The organism is Prevotella sp. 10(H) (assembly GCF_000711235.1).
Taxonomy (GTDB): Bacteria; Bacteroidota; Bacteroidia; order Bacteroidales; family Dysgonomonadaceae; genus Dysgonomonas.
This window is the reverse complement of record NZ_JOMI01000003.1, coordinates 638,262-653,298: the sequence shown is the minus strand read 5'-3', so window position 1 is coordinate 653,298 and position 15,037 is coordinate 638,262. Positions and strand designations below refer to the sequence as shown.

Below are 15,037 nucleotides of genomic sequence, written 5' to 3'. Positions count from 1 at the left end.
GTTACGAGTTACAAGAAAAAAAGAACTCGTAACTGGTAACTGCCCGCAGGGCGAAGTAACTTATAACTCAAAAGATTATGAAACTAAGCTATAAGCAACGAATATTTTCTTATTTCCTTGTCATCTTCACCATATTTGCCGTATGTATCATTATTTTCGAACAAAAGGAAGAAAAAGCACAGCGGACAAAAGCGCTTGAAGACAGGCTCGACAGCTATGCCGAAATGATACACGAGTATATGACCCTACGCCACTTATCCGACAGTGATATGGCCAAAGTAGATACATTGTCGACTATCCTCCCCGAAGATATCCGCATAAGCATTATCAATCCGGAAGGGAATGTACTTTTCGATAAGGATGTAGAGGATATCGGCAAATTAGATAATCACCTCGACCGACCAGAAATCCGCAATGCCTTATATCAGAATACAGGTTCGAATATTCGCATGTCTGCTTCTACACAACAAAAGTATCTCTATTATGCTAAACACTACAAAGATTATTTTGTGCGTGTAGCGCTCCCTTATAATATAGAGACAAAAAGTATGCTAAAAGCCGATAACTTCTTTATATACATTGTTGTCGGAATGTTTGTCATTGTCCTTATATTACTTAATTATGTCGCAGGGCGCTTCGGCAGTTCCATATCACAGCTAAAAACGCTTGCAACCAAGATAAAGGAAGATAAACCATTAACTGAAAAAATCGAATTCCCTGATGACGAACTGGGTGAAATCGGCAGACAACTCGTTTCAATACTGAAACAGAAAGAGAAGAGTAAAGAAGAATTGGAAATGGAGCGCGAAAAGCTGATACAGCATTTTCAATATGCAAATGAAGGTATCTGTATTTTTGATAAAGAATTCAAAAAGATATATGCGAATACGCACTTTTTCCAGTATTTCAATTTTATCGTTGATCAGCCTGTTTTTAATCTGGAAGCTATTATTAAAGAAGAAATATTCGATCCGGCTATCGAATTTATCAGCAATAGGAAAAAAGATGAAAATTTCCATATATTCCAATTAAAGAAAAACGGCAAGATATTTTCGATACAAACTATCGTATTCGAAGACGATAGTTTTGAAATTACGATAAAGGATGTCAGCCGCTTGGAAAAGACGCGCCTGTTGAAACAGGAAATGACAAATAATATAGCCCATGAACTAAGGACGCCTGTCACCAGCCTGCGCGGCTATCTGGAAACGCTCGATGCACAGAAGCTGGACGAAGATAAGCAGACGCAATTCATACATCGGGCGCATCTGCAAACGATACGTTTATCGAACCTTATTGAGGATGTAAGCCTCATCAGTAAAATTGAAGAAGCACCCTCACAATTTCAACTGGAAAAGGTGGATATTTCGCAGCTTGTGGAAGAAGTGAGGATAGACCTGACCGACGGTTTGAAGTCCAACGATATACGACTAAATGTATTTCTTAAAGACAACCTTTTCATTGAAGGAAATTATACCTTACTCTACTCTATCTTCCGTAATCTGGTAGACAATACAATAAGTTATGCCGGCCGTGATGTGAATATCAACATCAGAAACTATATGGAAGATGAGAATTATCTCTATTTCAGCTACTGCGATACAGGTGTTGGTGTAGATGAGAAATATCTGCCACGCTTATTCGAACGTTTCTACCGGGTGAATGAAGGTCGCACACGCGATACCGGAGGCTCGGGACTAGGATTATCTATCGTTAAGAATGCAGTTTTATTCCATAAAGGAGAAATTCAGGTAAAAAACCGTGCGGAAGGCGGACTGGAATTCTTCTTCACTCTCAGAAAGTAAAATATATATTATTATAGAATAGGCACGGGATAAATATTCCGTGCTTTTATATTTTTACGATATCACCAACCTTTATAGCAATACATCCGAGGTTTACTTCTTACCAATATTATAAATTTATATATCATTTTTGGTAAATGTTAAAATATTATTTTTCTTATATTTGTAAATTACAGAAAGAATAAAAAAGGTTTTTAAGCATATCATGAAAAAGTTATTTATTATATTCTCTCTTTTTACTTCAATGGTGCTTCATGCACAAGTCGGAACATATTCGGATTATCTGAGACCTGTTAAGCAGGAGCTTGCAAAACAGTTTCCCGAAAACAAAACTATAAATATCGTTTTTCACGGACATAGTGTACCCAGCGGATATTTCAAAACTCCGGCCGTCAATACCTTAGAATCCTATCCGCATCTGACACTGCTTGCCGTCAAAAAGCATTATCCTTACGCTGTGGTCAACACCCTAACAACTTCGATAGGCGGAGAAAATGCAGAACAAGGCGCCTTAAGATTCGAAAACGAAGTATTAAACCACCTGCCGGATGTAATATTTATAGATTATGCCCTTAACGACCGTGGCATTGGTCTGGAAAGAGCTAAAAAGGCATGGATCAGCATGATAGAAAAGGCTACAACTAAAGGTATAAAAATCGTACTTATGACACCTACCCCCGATTTGGGAGAAGATATAAGAGATAGTAACGCTCCGCTCGAACTGCATAGTAAGCAAATAAGGGAACTGGCTAAGAAATATAAGACTGGTCTTATTGACAGCTATAAAGCCTTTAAAAATAAAAAGCTGAATGGTGAAGACCTGAATAGTTATATGAGTCAGGGCAATCATCCTAACGGTGAAGGGCATAAGATTGTAAAAGAACTTATTATGGAATATTTTATAGATAGGTAATCGTTCTTTACAATCTCAAAAAGCATCTGTTGTACAGGTGCTTTTTTTATGAGCTTATTTGAATGCCGTTCCACTATTTTCAAGCACACAATATTGGCGCATTCATTTTTATTGTCTTACCTTTGCAGCTGCATTTCTAATGTAATGTTATGGATTGGTTAACGGAAACCATTTTCGAACCGTCGTCGGTTCAGTCTATTATAGTTATTTCAGTTGTGTCTGCCCTTGGCTTACAACTTGGAAAGCTTAAACTCTTTAATATTTCACTGGGTATCACCTTTGTTTTCTTTGTCGGCATCGTACTCGGGCATTTCAATCTCGACCTGAATAAGGATATGCTCAGTTTTGCCCAGAACTTCGGACTTATCCTTTTTGTATATGCACTCGGCTTACAAGTTGGTCCCGGATTCTTTTCTTCTCTCAGGAAAGGTGGCCTCAGGCTGAATATGCTGGCGCTCGGCGTTGTATTTCTAGGTTTGGCTATGGCTCTTATATTCAGCTACACAAGTCAAATATCGTTACCCAATATGGTGGGTATCCTTTGCGGAGCAACAACAAATACTCCTGCTCTTGGTGCTGCCCAACAGGCATTGAAACAAATCACAGGCGGAGATATGAAAGCGGTCGCCGATATGGCGCTTGCTACTGCCGTAGCTTATCCTCTGGGAGTTGTCGGGGTAATTCTTGCTATTGTATTCCTTAAAAAGTGTTTTGTATCGGGTGATGCTTATGCTACACCTACTGAAAAGAAAAATCATGATACCTATATAGGCGAATTCCACATTACCAATCCGGCAATCGACGGAAAAACCATTCGTGAGATAATGAAACTATCACCTAAGCGTTTTGTTATTTCACGCATCTGGCGCGATGGAAAAGTTACGATACCTACATCCGAAACCGTATTGCAAAGCGATGATCACCTGTTGGTTATTTCTATAAAGTCGGATGTTGAACATATAAAAGTCTTATTTGGCGAACAGGAAGATGTAGACTGGAATAAAGAAGATATAGACTGGAACCATATCGACAACAGCCAACTGGTTTCGCGCCGTATCATTGTTACCCGTAATAAAGTGAACGGTGTAAAACTGGGCGCGCTAAGGCTCAGAAATAATTACGGAATAAATATCACCCGCATCAATCGTGCCGGTATAGACCTGCTGGCTTCTCCCGATCTCTCATTACAGATAGGTGATAAACTGACTGTTGTAGGAGAAAAAGCATCTATCGATAATGTGGCTAAAATATTGGGAGATGAAGAGAAAAGGTTGAATAAACCTAATCTTATTGCTATATTCTCAGGTATTGCATTAGGTCTTATTTTGGGAGCGTTGCCCCTACCCTTTCCGGGAATGAGTTTCCCTGTAAAGCTGGGCATTGCCGGAGGACCTATCATTGTGGGAATATTGATGGGTGCATTCGGTCCGCGTTTTCGTTTTACGACATATACTACTCAAAGCGCCAATCTGTTGATGCGCCAGTTCGGGCTTACTGTTTATCTGGCTTGTCTGGGTATCAGTGCAGGTGAGCACTTCTTCGAAACGGTATTCCAGACAGAAGGCTTATTATGGATAGCTTTCGGCTTTATACTGACTGTCGTCCCTGTAATTATTGTTGCCATTATAGCCATGAAGATATACAAAATCAACTATGGCAGATGCGTTGGTATGCTTTGTGGAAGTATGGCAAATCCGATGGCGCTCAATTATGTAAATTCTATCATAGAAGATGATGAACCGTCCGTAGCTTATGCAACAGTATATCCTGTATCCATGTTTGCACGGATAGTATTTACTCAAATGCTGTTAATGTTTTTTATCTAAAGCTGAACGCAGGAATTATTCTTCGTCCGGTTTTGCCCCGTTATAGCAGTACGTGCATACGCATTCTTTCGGTAGGCCGATAGATGCAATCAGATCTTCCACTTGCATAAATTTCAGTGTAGTAATATTCAGCTTCTTGCGGATAGAATCTATCATATTGTTATATTGTTCCGAACCCGAAGTAGAATACTTGTCCAGATCCTTTTCATGGTCGCCTTCCAGTTCCAGCACTGTACGACGCGCAATCAGCTCCAGCGGAGATTTTGCTGCTGTAAATCCGATATAAGGACACGAAAATAAAATGGGAGGACTTCCGAGGCGGATATGCACCTCTTTAGCCCCGTAACCATAAAGTATATTTACATTATCGTTTAGCTGTGTACCACGAACAATGGAATCGTCGCAGAATATTACTCTTTTATCCCTAAGCAGTTCACGATTGGGAATAAGCTTCATCTTAGCTACCAGATCGCGCACTTTCTGATTAGCAGGAGTAAAACTGCGCGGCCATGTAGGCGTATATTTAATTATTGCACGGCGATACGGGATTCCTTTACCTTCGGCATAACCAAGCCCCATACCGATACCCGAGTCCGGAATAGCAGAGACATAGTCGGCCTCAGTATCGTCTTTCTTTGCCATAGCCTTTCCACTGGCATAACGTACTGCATCTACATTTATTCCTTCATAATCTGAAACCGGATAGCCGTAATATACCCAAAGAAATGAGCAAGCCTGCATTTTCTTATTTGGTTTGCGCAACTGTGTCATACTGTCGGCTGTCAGCATAACCACCTCGCCCGGCCCCATATTATAATCGAGTTCGTAATCGAGATTCGGAAAACTACACGGCTCGCTCGATACTGCATATGCGCCATTCTTTTTACCGATAAGTATAGGTGTACGCCCCCATTTATCGCGGGCTGCAATAATTCCGTCTTCAGTGAGAATAAGCATAGAACACGAACCTTTTATCTTTTCCTGTACCAGCTCGATACCTTCCACAAAAGTATTACCCTGTGAAATAATCAATGCTATTAATTCTGTCTGGTTTATTTGCCCTGAATTGAATTCCGAAAAGTGGCATCCTTTATCTAACAATTCTTTTTCCAGTTCGGCTATATTATTCACTTTGGCAACTGTCACTACGGCATATTTGCCCAGATGTGAACTGATAAATATCGGTTGCGGGTCGGTATCACTTATTATACCGATACCGGAATTTCCCTGGAACTTATCTAAATCGGCTTCGAAGCGCAGCCGGAAATATGAATTTTCAAGATTATGTATTGCCCGCTTGAATATTCCCTCATGGAGTGTGACCATACCACCCCGGCGGGTTCCTAAGTGTGAATTGTAATCTGTGCCGTAAAAAAGGTCTGTTGCACAGGCTGTTTTAGATATCGTTCCAAAAAAACCACCCATTGTATAATGTGTTTTTATTTATAATTTTCAGATTGGGGTATAAAAGTACTAGTTTTTGAGAGAAAACAGGACAAAAACCAAGAGTTTAATATAAGAATGTGCATAACTTTTCATGCATGCACAGATAAGTGCAACCATTTGCAAATATTTTGCCGGAAAGCACATAATTATTAAATTGGCAACGTAAAATCCGGATGAATGAATCTATATAAACGAATCATATTTACTATTCTTTTGATATCCACTATTATCGTAGCGGTTTCTTTCACGACTAACTGTAATAGCCCGATAGACGACAAGGTTATCAGCTATATTGCCGATGCTAAATCACAAAATATAGCTTTTTATTGGAAAGACGACAGCGGTAAAGTAATCCGCAGTATACAGAATTTGAAAATCTATGAAAAAAGAAAGGGCAAAGAATTAGTATTTGCCATGAATGGAGGCATGTTCGACCCTAGTTATGCCCCACAAGGACTTTATATAGAAAAGTACAAAATTTTAAAGGCTTTGGATACTTCATCCGGCGAGGGCAATTTCTATCTGAAACCGAACGGTGTTTTTTATATTACGGACAATAATATAGCTGCAGTTTGTAAGACTGAAGATTTTATAGATAACGGGAATATAAAATATGCTACTCAGTCGGGGCCCATGCTGATTATCGACGGGGAATTACATCCTGCTTTAAAAGAAGGCTCTGCTAATATTCAGATAAGAAACGGAGTAGGCATATTACCCGATGGAAAGATTCTGTTTGCCATATCTACGGCAAAAGTGAATTTCTTTGATTTTGCATCTTATTTCAAATCGAAAGGATGCAAGAATGCTTTATATCTCGATGGATTCGTATCGCGGATGTATTTACCTGAAAAACTATTAAAGCCTAAAGACGGAGACTTCGGAGTGATTATCGGTATAACAAAATAAGAGAGATGTTCGTCAAGCTCTAATATCAAATACTAGGAAATATTTGATGTGCTCTTTGTTATGGGTTTTAATCCGCTAAACCAGTAACCAAAAGCAGAAAAATATATTTCAAATAACTCAAAAAGGGAGGCTGATAAAACCTGTACAAATTTTTATTTTTTAAAATTATCGCTATATTTGTAGGTATGTATGTACATATAAATCAAATACTCTTATGAAAAAAAACCTATCTCTTTTATTTATTATCGGGTTGCTTGCTAGTTGTGAATCTGCTCAATCACCACAAGACTATACCCAATATGTAGACCCCAATATAGGCACGGCACACAGCCGATGGTTTTTCTACACTCCGGCCTCTAAGCCCTTCGGTATGGCAAAACTAGCACCTTCTACCAATGGTAGCTATGGCAATCCCGGCGGATGGGAAGCCGTGGGATACGACGAACGACATTCTTCAATAGAAGGTTTCCCCAATTTTCACGAATTTCAGATAGGAGGAGTAACATTCGCTCCTACCGTGGGCAAACTGCAAACCATACCGGGAACGCTTGAAGATGTGGAATCGGGATACCGTTCTAATTTCGACAAGAAAGACGAGTCAGCCACAGCCGGCTATTACTCTGTCTTGCTGAAAGACTATAATATAAAAGCCGAACTGACAGCAACAGAACGTGTAGGCTTTCATCGCTATACCTTTCCCGAGTCGAAAGAATCGAACATCATCTTCGACATAGGCCGTAAGATGGGCGAAAGCGGACAGGTTATAGATGCAGAAGTAAAGATAGTGGACGATACACATATCGAAGGCTATGTGATTACACGTCCCGAATATGTAAAGAAATATCAGGCGGGGGCAACCGTCAGCATGTACTTTTCTGCTGTGATAGACAAAACTCCTGAAACCTGCGGTACATTTATCTACGACAGCATAGTAGCCGGACAAAAAGAAATAAAAGCCGTGGGCGCAGGGGCTTATATGATATTCAGCACCAATGCCAATGAAGCCATAAACATAAAAGTGGGGCTATCTTATACATCTATCGAAAACGCCCGAAAAAACCTTGAGGCAGAAGCGAAAGATCTTTCTTTCGATAACGCCAAAACGCAAGCAATAGCGACATGGAACGATTATCTGGGACGTATAGATGCCGAAGGCGGTACAGCGGAAGATAAGACTAAATTCTATACCGGCCTGTTCCATGCCCTACAGGGCCGGGGTCTGGCAAGCGATGTGAACGGCGCATATCCTAAAAATGACGGTACTATAGGACAGATAGAACTGGATTCCAATGGCAAGCCTGTTCATCATCATTACAATACTGATGCTATATGGGGTGCATTCTGGAATCTCACTCAACTGTGGGCTATTGCCTACCCCGAATACTATGCCGACTGGATACAGAGTCAGTTGCTTGTGTATAAGGATGCCGGATGGCTCGGCGATGGTATTGCCACGAGCAAGTACGTATCAGGTGTAGGTACTAATTTTACAAGCCTTGCCATTGCTGCAGCATATAACGTAGGTATACGCAACTTCGATATAAATCTAGCTTATGAAGCTGCCAGAAAAAACGAACTGGAGTGGAAAGACCGCATTCCCGGAGCAGGAAAAATGGATGTAGGTGCTTTCGTGCAAAGAGGATATTGTCCTTACATACCACCACAGCCCGGAGTGGCAAGCGAACTCACAACCGAAGGCTCGGTATTCGGTACCTCGCATACGCTGGAATATGCATTCAGCAGCTATGCTGTAGCACAGTTCGCAAAAGAATTGGGCAAAACGGAAGATTACGAACAACTGTCGAAACTTGCCAAAAGCTGGAAGCTGATTTACGATTCATCCGTTAAATTTATGCGCCCGAAAGATATAAACGGTGAGTTTATAAAAGATTTTGACCCGGCTCAGCCGTGGACAGGATTTCAGGAAGGAAATGCGTGGCAATATACATTCTATGTACCGCACGATGCCGAAGAATTGGTGGAAACTCTGGGCAAAGATGTATTCAATCAGCGGCTGGACAGTATATTTACCATATCGCAACAGAATATCTTCGGTGGCGGTAAAACCATCGACGCTTTCGCAGGCTTGCAAGGCCTCTACAATCAGGGCAACCAACCTAACCTGCATATTTCGTGGCTGTTCCATTTCTCAGGCCGGCCGGATTTATCTCAGAAGTGGGTTAGGGCTATTTGCGACGAGTTTTACGGAAACGACGGCATTCACGGATACGGCTACGGACAGGATGAAGATCAGGGGCAATTAGGAGCATGGTACGTACTGTCAGGTATGGGGCTCTTCGATGTGAAAGGGTTAACTGCTCCAAACGCATCGTTTCAAGTCGGCAGCCCGTTATTCGACAGGATTACGATAAAATTGCCAGATAATATCAGGAAAGGAAAATTCGTAATAGAAACAGAAAACAATTCGAAGCAGAATATCTACATACAGGAGGCTTCCCTTAATGGAAAAGTAAATGAAAGTCTGCGACTTCCTTTTGCCGACTTAGAAAAGGGAGGCACGCTGAAATTGAAAATGGGTAGTCAGCCTAAATACTAAATTTAAATATTATCCTTATTTTTGATACTAAATAAAATGAAGAATCTCTCTTTTGATGAGATTCTTCATTTCTTATGATGATGTGAAAACAAAAGGTTTAGAAGACTTCTATATTAAAACCTGCCTTCTTAACCGTATCAATAACTTCCTGTTCGGTAATTCCGTCTGACACTACTGTCAGCACTTTGTTTTTATTTACCGTATCTACATTCCAGTTTGAGATTCCATTAACTTCATCAAGAAAGGGAGTAACTTTAGCGATACATCCACTACAATTGATATTCGTTTTAAATGTAAATGTCTTTGCTTCCATAATCTTATTGTTTATTGTTTGTTGTTTGAATTATTTTTTCCATTTCAGCCTTAAGCTGTTGCTTACCACGCTTACACTACTCAGAGCCATTGCTGCACCCGCTATCATCGGATTAAGCAGGAATCCGTTTATCGGATAAAGGATACCCGCAGCAATGGGTATTCCTATCATATTATATATAAATGCCCAGAAAAGGTTTTGACGGATAGTAGCAACTGTCTGCTTCGATAATTTAATTGCTTCGGGTATCTTATTCAGGTCGGAAGAGATGATTGTCATTTTAGCCACATCCATAGCTATATCACTGCCTTTTCCCATAGCAATGCTTAAATCGGCCTGAGCCAATGCCGTGCTGTCATTGATACCATCACCGACCATACCAACAGTTTTACCTTTATCCTGTAATTTCTTTATAAAATCCGCTTTTTGTTGCGGCAAAACTTCTGCTTTGTAGTGTTTTATTCCGGTACGGGCTGCTATTTCTTTAGCTGTTGCTTCATTATCTCCGGTAAGCATGTACACTTCTATTCCGGAATCTTGTAATTGTTTTATTGCTGCAAGTGATGTCTCTTTTATTTCATCAGCAATGGCAATAACCGCCATCGCAGCTTTATCATCCGAGAACCAAATAACGGTTTTTGATTCTGTACATAGTTTATCTGCCTGTTGTAAAAGATCCGGGTTGGTCGCTATATTGTTTTCTTCCAATAATTTGATATTCCCTATATAGTATATTTCTCCGTTAACTACTCCTTTCACTCCTTTTCCCGTAATGCTTTCAAAGTTAGAAACAGGAAGTGAAGACAGTCCGCTGAAATACTGTATGACAGCATCGGCTAAAGGATGCTCCGATTGTTTTTCCAAGCTAAGTAATATTTCTTTTTTACTGTCATTGTTATTTAGCCAGAAGATATCTGTTACAACCGGTTTGCCCTCTGTAATTGTTCCCGTTTTATCTAATACAACTGCATTAACTTTCTTTGCCAGTTCGAGGCTTTCGGCATCTTTTATCAATATACCTTTCTCCGCACCTTTACCGACTCCGACCATAATTGCTGTGGGAGTAGCTAATCCGAGAGCACAAGGACAGGCGATAATCAGTACGGTAACCAATGCCAGTAATCCGTGTGTAAAGCCATTGGTACTGTCAAATATTATCCAAAGGACAAAAGCAAGGAGGGCAATACTCATCACTACAGGCACAAAGATTCCGGCTATCTTATCAACCAACTTTTGTACAGGCGCTTTACTTCCCTGCGCTTCCTGCACCGTTTTTATAATCTGGGCAAGCATGGTATCTGCACCGACCTTTTCTGCCCTGAATTGGAAACTACCCTTTTGGTTTATTGTTCCGGCAAATACTTTTTCATTCTTTTGTTTCAATACGGCGATTGGTTCTCCGCTCAGCATGCTTTCATCTACATAGGATTCACCGGCGGTAACAATACCGTCTACTGCAATTTTTTCTCCGGGTTTAACCAGAATGATATTTCCGATACCTACATTTTCAATAGGAACCTGTTCGTGACTACCGTCATCTTTTATCAGCACGACAGTTTTAGGTTGCAGACCCATTAGTTTTTTTATGGCAGATGAAGTATTACCTTTTGCTTTCTCTTCCAGCAAACGTCCTAGGAGAATAAAGGCGATTATCACACTTGCTGCTTCAAAATAAACATGGGGCTCTACGCTTCTCTCTATCCAAAAACTTGGAAATAGCGTATTAAATACACTGAAAAGGTATGCCACACTCGTACTCAAAGCCACAAGTGTATCCATATTTGCAGAGCGGAGTTTTGCCTGCTTCCATGCATTGACGAAAAAGTCCCTCCCCAACCAGAAGACAACCGGAGTAGAGAGTATCCACATTATTTCGTTGGCATAAGGTATATGCATAAAGAACATCCCTATAATGACTATAGGCAATGAAAAGATGATAGCCAATATAGTTTTTTGCTTAAGCTCGCCAAATCTTTTTTGATGGATTTCTTCCAAAGTCTCGGCTGCTGTATCCTCATCTTCTTCGATAAGCAGATCGTATCCCCCGTCCTGAATAGCAGTGCGCATATCTTCCGGTGAAATTACCGTTGGATTATATTCTACCGCCAGTGTGGCTGTAGCAAAATTGACTGAGGCATTCTCCACTCCGTTCATACCCTTTACTATGCTCTCCGCATTGATTGCACAGGAAGCACAGGAAAGCTGTAAGACTGGAAACGTTTTCTTTATTATCCGGTTTGTTGTTTTCATTATATACTCTTCAAATAAGAATATACAAAGGTCGCAACAAAAGGGCTGGAAGTTGTTATATTATTTTTTGTATAGTTTATAAGATTTACACCTTATCCAAAGGCTTGCGCTTATTTGTTTTCACTTGCTTGAAGTGGCTGGGAGTCAGCCCTGTCACCTTTTTGAACTGTGCACTGAGATGGGCGACACTAGAATAATTCAACTTGAACGCTATTTCGTTCAGTGTCAGCTCATCGTATACCAGTAATTCTTTTACCTTTTCTATTTTCTGTGCAATAAAATACTTTTCGATAGTCGTTCCCTCAACTTCCGAAAACAGATTGCTGATATAATTGTAGTCGTGATGAAGTTTTTCGCTAATATAATCGGACAGATTGATTTTCAAATCATTGTTATTATAATGAACAAGTTCTACAATGAGCGTTTTCACCTGTTCTATCAGCCGCCCCTTTCTATCGTCGATCAGTGAGAAACCGAGGGATTCAAGCCGTTCGGTCAATTGCTCTTTTTGCTCCTTCGTAAGAGCACTTTCAAGCTGCACTTCTCCCAATTCGACAGAGAAGGGTTCTACACCAAGTTTTTTCAATTCGGATTCAACAACCATTATGCAACGGTTGCAAACCATATTCTTTATATATAATACTTCCTTGTTCATATCGATATCTAATTATCTTCAAAAAGCGTACCATGTATTCGATTATTCAACAAAATCGAAAATTGGTATTTTTGACAAACATATCAAAAAAATCCCTTCAAAGAATAAATTACATGTCATTTGTTTACCTTTGTATGAATCTCAAAACAGGCATCTATGGATTTGAAATATATGGCTTCCGAAGTATGCAAAATAGCAAGACAAGGGGCAGAATTTTTATCAACGGAAAGGAAAGTATTCAGCACGGATAAGGTAGAAGAAAAGAATGCACACGATTATGTATCGTATGTAGACAAAGAAACTGAAAAGTTGCTGGTTAAAAAACTATCCGCATTATTACCCGAAGCCGGATTTATTACAGAGGAAGATACCATACAAACTGAAGAAAAAGACTATTGCTGGGTAATCGATCCTTTGGACGGTACAACAAATTTCATACATGACAATGCGCCGTATTGCGTCAGCATAGCCCTCACATATAAGCAAAAACCACTTATCGGTGTTATTTATGAAGTATGCCGTGACGAGTGTTTTTATGCATGGAAGGGCGGTAAGGCATTCCTCAATGGAAAACTTATTTCCGTATCTGTCAATAAAGATATAAACAAAGCCCTTATCGGACTGGATCTACCCTACAATGATAAAGAGTACAAGCCATTAATGAATCATTTGATGAATAAACTATACGGTAAGGCATCGAGTATTCGTATCAATGGTTCTGCCGCTATGTCGCTATGCTATGTTGCTGCAGGACGGTTCGACGTATGGTGCGAGGCATTTATCAAGCCGTGGGATTTTATGGCGGGTGCGCTTATTGTGGAAGAAGCGGGCGGAAAAGTTACGAATTTTGAGAATGATGAACTCTTATTTGATAATCATCATATTATTGCATCCAACAATACAGTTATACATGCTGAAATTTATGATCTCATAAAACCATTTATTCCTGATATCATCTAAAATATTTCAATGGACACAATTTCTTTTAGAAAGTCAATAGATTAAAATCAAAGAGTCGGTTATTATATTGGCTTGATTGTAAGCCGCTTAGTAGAGTCTATTAATCTTTTTTGCAACGGATAGATAGTAATATATGTTTGTTGGAAGGGCCTCGATAAACCCTCGAATCGGAAGGTGTAAATCTTCTCATTATGCCATCAGATGTACTCCTGTTACTGGCAGACCATAAATAGGCTCTTGATGAATAAGACGATGCCTTTATCGGATCATTTACGTATGCAGTACCAAGTCCTGTTAACAGCACATCAAATCCACCTTCACTAGCTAAAAGGCTTTTTCCGCCAGTACTCTTGGTAGTTCCCGGCGTCGGACAAGGATTTATCATAGCCAGTCCATGGGCATGGGTACCAGCGGCAACAGTTTGCGGCCTGTCATAATATATCGATACGGAATTCCAGGTATTATCCCAAGCCGGTGGAGTCGGCTTATCATCCTTAGAATAAGTACTATATGCCGACATATTATTATATATCACTTCCTCTAATGTGTTCCATTCTCTATCGCTTGGTACATGCCAACCGGTAGGGCAAGGGCCTTGCAATTTTCCATTCTTTGCTCCTGCCGATGTTTCCAACACAGATTCTATTTCTTTTGAACCGGGAGTATCCCCCGGTTCAGCAGCCTGATCAGGCTGGGTAGGAGTATATCCACGGGTTATAACAGGAAAAGTATAAAGCAGGCCATGGCTTCTTTCCCATACTGCCATCGGAGTATTCCATGCCGTAGAAGTTATATTGGGATAAATATAAGATTCTGAAACTGCAGCTGTTCCATTATGCAAAGGTATGGGCGTACCATCGGCATATGTTGTAACAGCAAGGTTTTCAATCATCCATATACCGGCCCTGCTGCCAAAATTTCGGGCTTTAAACGGTTGTCCTTCCTGATCCGTCTCTACGATATAATCCTGATCCATTGGTTGAAGAATCGTCCAATGCTCTCCATCCCATACATAGACTGCCTTATAAATAGGGTCCTTCTGACAACGGTCTTCATTCACATTATATACAGTCAGCCCAATGTGTTTATTACGTTCCACACCTGTATATTCCGTTAGGGCATCCATCTTTAGTTTGCTCAAATCAGTGAGGAATACACGTGGAAGCATCATTCCTCTGGTTGAATTTTCCTGAACATTATTATTTTCCTTTAACTGCAGCATAGCACCATGGGCAGGAGTGGCATCTAAACCAACAGTTACTTGGGAAAATAAGAAAGAACCAAATCCTAAAAACATGAATAAAAAAACAAAAAGGATGAATCTTTTCAATTGTGTCATAATCTGTAAAGTGATATTTGTCTTTGTACTCGAATTAATGCGTCAAAGATATATATAAAAAGTA

Annotated in this window: 11 protein-coding genes; 6 read left to right on the top strand and 5 right to left on the bottom strand. The window is 40.1% G+C overall.

What is annotated here, in order from left to right; translation table 11 throughout:
- Nucleotides 1–77: 77 nt before the first annotated feature.
- The 3 genes from K348_RS0108285 (at nucleotide 78) to K348_RS0108275 (ending at nucleotide 4,544) form a co-directional block, all read left to right on the top strand.
- A complete protein-coding gene (locus K348_RS0108285) occupies nucleotides 78–1,805 on the top strand; it encodes a cell wall metabolism sensor histidine kinase WalK (protein ID WP_029904500.1) in 1,728 nt (575 codons plus the stop codon).
- Between the two features lie 205 nt (nucleotides 1,806–2,010).
- The gene (locus K348_RS0108280) at nucleotides 2,011–2,718 is read left to right on the top strand and encodes an SGNH/GDSL hydrolase family protein (RefSeq protein WP_029904499.1); all 708 of its coding nucleotides are present in this window, start codon (nucleotides 2,011–2,013) and stop codon (nucleotides 2,716–2,718) included.
- 149 nt (nucleotides 2,719–2,867) lie between these two features.
- Nucleotides 2,868–4,544, top strand: a complete 1,677-nt coding sequence (locus K348_RS0108275) for a putative transporter (protein ID WP_029904498.1) — start codon at nucleotides 2,868–2,870, stop codon at nucleotides 4,542–4,544.
- Nucleotides 4,545–4,559: 15 nt separating this feature from the next.
- Here K348_RS0108275 and K348_RS0108270 read toward each other — a convergent pair whose 3' ends face one another.
- Nucleotides 4,560–5,969, bottom strand: coding sequence for an amidophosphoribosyltransferase (locus K348_RS0108270; protein ID WP_029904497.1), 1,410 nt, complete (start codon nucleotides 5,967–5,969; stop codon nucleotides 4,560–4,562).
- 198 nt (nucleotides 5,970–6,167) lie between these two features.
- On the opposite strand from K348_RS0108270, the gene K348_RS0108265 reads away from it, so the two are divergent.
- Both K348_RS0108265 and K348_RS0108260 read left to right on the top strand, forming a co-directional pair.
- Nucleotides 6,168–6,899 (top strand): phosphodiester glycosidase family protein, encoded by a 732-nt coding sequence (locus tag K348_RS0108265; protein WP_029904496.1) that lies wholly within the window; start codon nucleotides 6,168–6,170, stop codon nucleotides 6,897–6,899.
- A 214-nt stretch (nucleotides 6,900–7,113) separates the two neighbouring features.
- Entirely contained in the window at nucleotides 7,114–9,456 is a 2,343-nt protein-coding gene (locus tag K348_RS0108260) for a GH92 family glycosyl hydrolase (protein ID WP_029904495.1), read from the top strand.
- 97 nt (nucleotides 9,457–9,553) lie between these two features.
- Here the strand turns inward: K348_RS0108260 and K348_RS0108255 are convergent, their stop codons facing one another.
- From K348_RS0108255 to K348_RS0108245, 3 genes are all read right to left on the bottom strand, one after another.
- Nucleotides 9,554–9,769, bottom strand: a complete 216-nt coding sequence (locus K348_RS0108255; protein ID WP_029904494.1) for a heavy-metal-associated domain-containing protein — start codon at nucleotides 9,767–9,769, stop codon at nucleotides 9,554–9,556.
- A 30-nt stretch (nucleotides 9,770–9,799) separates the two neighbouring features.
- The gene (locus K348_RS0108250) at nucleotides 9,800–12,019 is read right to left on the bottom strand and encodes a cation-translocating P-type ATPase (protein ID WP_029904493.1); all 2,220 of its coding nucleotides are present in this window, start codon (nucleotides 12,017–12,019) and stop codon (nucleotides 9,800–9,802) included.
- An 85-nt stretch (nucleotides 12,020–12,104) separates the two neighbouring features.
- Complete coding sequence (locus tag K348_RS0108245; protein WP_029904492.1) at nucleotides 12,105–12,674, bottom strand: AraC family transcriptional regulator; 570 nt, start codon at nucleotides 12,672–12,674, stop codon at nucleotides 12,105–12,107.
- 156 nt (nucleotides 12,675–12,830) lie between these two features.
- Between K348_RS0108245 and K348_RS0108240 the strand changes: the two genes are divergently transcribed.
- The gene (locus K348_RS0108240) at nucleotides 12,831–13,634 is read left to right on the top strand and encodes an inositol monophosphatase family protein (protein WP_029904491.1); all 804 of its coding nucleotides are present in this window, start codon (nucleotides 12,831–12,833) and stop codon (nucleotides 13,632–13,634) included.
- Between the two features lie 100 nt (nucleotides 13,635–13,734).
- On the opposite strand, the gene K348_RS0108235 is transcribed toward K348_RS0108240, so the two are convergent.
- Complete coding sequence (locus K348_RS0108235; RefSeq protein WP_081852539.1) at nucleotides 13,735–14,973, bottom strand: FISUMP domain-containing protein; 1,239 nt, start codon at nucleotides 14,971–14,973, stop codon at nucleotides 13,735–13,737.
- Between the last annotated feature and the right edge of the window lie 64 nt (nucleotides 14,974–15,037).

What these genes read in the sequence shown, in the direction of transcription:
- K348_RS0108240 (WP_029904491.1), top strand. Translation starts at nt 12,831, where the DNA reads ATGGATTTGAAATATATGGCTTCCGAAGTATGCAAAATAGCAAGACAA.
- K348_RS0108260 (WP_029904495.1), top strand. Translation starts at nt 7,114, where the DNA reads ATGAAAAAAAACCTATCTCTTTTATTTATTATCGGGTTGCTTGCTAGT.
- K348_RS0108255 (WP_029904494.1), bottom strand. Translation starts at nt 9,769, where the DNA reads ATGGAAGCAAAGACATTTACATTTAAAACGAATATCAATTGTAGTGGA.
- K348_RS0108280 (WP_029904499.1), top strand. Translation starts at nt 2,011, where the DNA reads ATGAAAAAGTTATTTATTATATTCTCTCTTTTTACTTCAATGGTGCTT.
- K348_RS0108270 (WP_029904497.1), bottom strand. Translation starts at nt 5,969, where the DNA reads ATGGGTGGTTTTTTTGGAACGATATCTAAAACAGCCTGTGCAACAGAC.
- K348_RS0108285 (WP_029904500.1), top strand. Translation starts at nt 78, where the DNA reads ATGAAACTAAGCTATAAGCAACGAATATTTTCTTATTTCCTTGTCATC.
- K348_RS0108250 (WP_029904493.1), bottom strand. Translation starts at nt 12,019, where the DNA reads ATGAAAACAACAAACCGGATAATAAAGAAAACGTTTCCAGTCTTACAG.
- K348_RS0108235 (WP_081852539.1), bottom strand. Translation starts at nt 14,973, where the DNA reads ATGACACAATTGAAAAGATTCATCCTTTTTGTTTTTTTATTCATGTTT.
- K348_RS0108245 (WP_029904492.1), bottom strand. Translation starts at nt 12,674, where the DNA reads ATGAACAAGGAAGTATTATATATAAAGAATATGGTTTGCAACCGTTGC.
- K348_RS0108275 (WP_029904498.1), top strand. Translation starts at nt 2,868, where the DNA reads ATGGATTGGTTAACGGAAACCATTTTCGAACCGTCGTCGGTTCAGTCT.
- K348_RS0108265 (WP_029904496.1), top strand. Translation starts at nt 6,168, where the DNA reads ATGAATCTATATAAACGAATCATATTTACTATTCTTTTGATATCCACT.